This is a genomic window from Microcystis viridis FACHB-1342, assembly GCF_014698335.1.
Classification (GTDB): domain Bacteria; phylum Cyanobacteriota; class Cyanobacteriia; order Cyanobacteriales; family Microcystaceae; genus Microcystis; species Microcystis ichthyoblabe_A.
Genome location: NZ_JACJSV010000134.1, coordinates 1 through 2,797 on the forward strand (window position 1 = coordinate 1; position 2,797 = coordinate 2,797).

3 protein-coding genes and 1 pseudogene are annotated in these 2,797 nt (G+C 42.9%); 2 read left to right on the forward strand and 2 right to left on the reverse strand.

Annotated features, from left to right (window positions below):
• Together H6G40_RS22725 and H6G40_RS22730 are read right to left on the reverse strand one after the other, a co-directional pair.
• A partial coding sequence (locus H6G40_RS22725) for an IS4/Tn5 family transposase DNA-binding protein (RefSeq protein ID WP_190537532.1) occupies positions 1-215 on the reverse strand: 215 nt, incomplete at its 3' end.
• A 170-nt stretch (positions 216-385) separates the two neighbouring features.
• Entirely contained in the window at positions 386-1,018 is a 633-nt protein-coding gene (locus tag H6G40_RS22730; protein ID WP_069475323.1) for an HAD-IB family phosphatase, read from the reverse strand.
• An 86-nt stretch (positions 1,019-1,104) separates the two neighbouring features.
• On the opposite strand from H6G40_RS22730, the gene H6G40_RS22735 reads away from it, so the two are divergent.
• Together H6G40_RS22735 and H6G40_RS22740 are read left to right on the forward strand one after the other, a co-directional pair.
• On the forward strand, positions 1,105-1,923 hold the full coding sequence (locus H6G40_RS22735; protein WP_069475324.1) for a carbon-nitrogen hydrolase family protein: 819 nt from the start codon (positions 1,105-1,107) through the stop codon (positions 1,921-1,923).
• 564 nt (positions 1,924-2,487) lie between these two features.
• Positions 2,488-2,694, forward strand: a pseudogene (locus H6G40_RS22740) (hypothetical protein); the annotation flags it as partial.
• Positions 2,695-2,797 lie beyond the last annotated feature (103 nt).

Here is a 2,797-nt window from a genome sequence, read left to right on the forward strand (position 1 = left end):
CTTTTGGCTTGGGCGGCAATTATATCTGAGGGGTGAAAATAGGGGGAATTCCAAAAGTCGTAGGTGGCACTCGCTGCGGCTAGATTTCCCGAAGCTTGTGGCACACTTGTACTAGGTTGGCTGGCCAAGTTTTCTACGATACTGATTAACCTTTTCTTTCTTCTGGTGTCCCCTAGGTCTGCATACTGTAATTCTTGGGCTGCCCATTTCTCCATTTTTTTGCTTACCTCCACCTTAATTCCTTCTTTCAAAACTATACCTATCAATCGTTTCCCCTTTTTTTAAGTTTCTTCTCTTTTTGTTAAGAAAAATCTGACTAATGGATAGCTTAATCCAAGGAGGGTATCTGACAATTTTTAACCCCTACCTAATTAACAGCCAATCCCTAATCTCTCAATAACAGATATTCGCGAATCTCAAAAAAGTTATTCCAAGGAATATAGGGTTGATTTTCCGATTGCAGATAATCGATTAAACGATCCCTAGCAAAAACTAGATCGGCCCTTCTAGCCATGGTAATATCGGTAACAGAATCACCGATCGCAATAGTTTCTACTCCTGAATATTTGGACATAATCAAGGCTTTAGCCACTAATTCCGTCTCATTTTCCCAATCGGAGTGAACTTGCAGATATTCCCCTTGCGTATGAAGATTGACCCCATAAATTGCCGTTACCTTATCTAATAGTCCCTCCCGTTTTAAGACCGTTTCAATCATGCCTTGGATACCACCGGAGATAATAATAAAAGGGATGGATTGCTCCTGTAAAAAAGCGAGTAATTCGGCTAATCCGGGGCGAATTGGCTTGCTTTCGGCATAGGCGAGAATATCGGCGTATTTTTGGCTCGGTATCGACTCTAGCAGTTGACGGACACCCCGGCGCAGAGTCAGAGTACGGGCGTACATTTGGGGCATAATTTGGGCCGATAAATCGGGGGCGAATTCTTTGAGCATACCCGCAAAAGTTTCCACGGCGGTGATAGTGCCATCAAAGTCACAGAAAACAATTTTACTCATGGGGTGACAAAATATCTGAAATTGGATATAATCGAAGGTTATGATTAATTTTACAGAGATTATCCGACTCTAGAGCTTCAACCCCCATGAAATCCTATCTCGCCGCCGCCATTCAAATGACCAGTCAGCCGGATTTAGAGAAAAATCTCGCTGCCGCTGAAGAATTGATCGAACTTGCCGTGGGTAAAGGGGCGGAATTAATCGGTTTACCAGAAAATTTCGCTTTTATGGGGGCAGAAACCGATAAAATCGCCCAGGCCGAGACTATTGCCCGAAAAGCCGATAAATTCCTCCGCACCATGGCCCAACGGTTTCAAGTGACTATTTTAGGGGGTGGTTTTCCCGTGCCGGTGATGGGTATTCCCGATAAGGCTTATAATACGGCTATTTTAGTCGATGGCAACGGTGCGGAATTAGCCCGTTATCAAAAGGTCCATCTCTTTGATGTCAATGTCCCGGATGGTAACACCTATCAGGAATCGAGTACAGTCATGGCAGGAATCGATTTACCGCCGATTTATGGCTCCGATAGCTTGGGCAAAATTGGCCTCTCGATTTGCTATGATGTGCGTTTTCCCGAACTCTATCGCTATTTATCGCAGCAAGGAGCCGATGTTTTATTTGTACCTGCGGCGTTTACAGCTTTTACAGGGAAAGATCATTGGAAAGTTTTGTTACAAGCGCGAGCGATCGAGAATACTTGTTATATAATAGCTCCTGCTCAAACGGGCAATAATTATGAACGCCGTTACACCCACGGTCACGCTATGATTATCGATCCTTGGGGTGTGGTTTTAGCCGACGCAGGGGAAGAAGCGGGGGTGGCAATTGCCGAAATTAATCCCCAACGTCTGCAACAGGTGCGACGACAAATGCCGTCCCTGCAGCATCGTGTTTTTGTTTAAAATTCGATTCGACAATTTTGTCGATAAAAACGCCTAATTTTGGGATTTAACTCGGTAACCTAATTAGTTAAGCTAAAAGCTTTGATTTACTGAGTTTCTAACCTTCTTTGCCAGATTCTCAGGGTAAGCTCATCTAATAAGGATGTAGTCCATTTATGCCACCCGATCAAACCATACCAAGTAACGAAGAACTAGGTAAAAATATCCGTAAACTTTATTAACAATCTTCCTTGAAAATCTCTTGACTATCGCACCCCGAATCAGGGATCATATAAAGATGTAGCGTTTCTCGTCAAGGTGAATTGTAAGTTAAACCTTGCCGAAGTAAGAATTCTCAGTTGCGAAAACATACCTCATATATCCGAGAAACGCTGTAGAGCAGACAGGGATGCAATTCAGACTTGAATTGGCGAAATTCAAGTCTTGACTCTATTTATTGTCACCTTCAGTCCAAAAATACTCTGATGGTTGGACAAATATGCTCTCTGGACTTGTTCTAACAAGATTCCGGGCTAAATGAGAAATAATCCCACTTAGCTTCTCTAGACCGTTAAGGAGAAACCGATGTCATCTTATACCACAGAATCAGAAAAAATTGATTTTCCGAAAACCCTAGATATAGCCACCGTTTGCGTCTATGGGCTAGGAATCCTCTCGGCGGGCCTATTTTTATTTCTGCCCTTCGTCAACCTGCTGCATCCGAGTCCGTGGCAGCGATGGCTAGGCACAATTCACGGTTTTGGTTCCCTATTAGCCCTAGTCGTGATTGTTTAGGGACTTCCAGAGAATAAAATACCCAACAAAAAAATAGAAAAGTGTTTTTTTGAAAAAGTAATTATTTTTGTCTAGGAAAACAAAGAGTCTCCCATTACAA

Excerpts from the sequence above, each read along its gene's own strand:
- H6G40_RS22735 (WP_069475324.1), top strand. The coding sequence starts at position 1,105 with ATGAAATCCTATCTCGCCGCCGCCATTCAAATGACCAGTCAGCCGGAT.
- H6G40_RS22730 (WP_069475323.1), bottom strand. The coding sequence starts at position 1,018 with ATGAGTAAAATTGTTTTCTGTGACTTTGATGGCACTATCACCGCCGTG.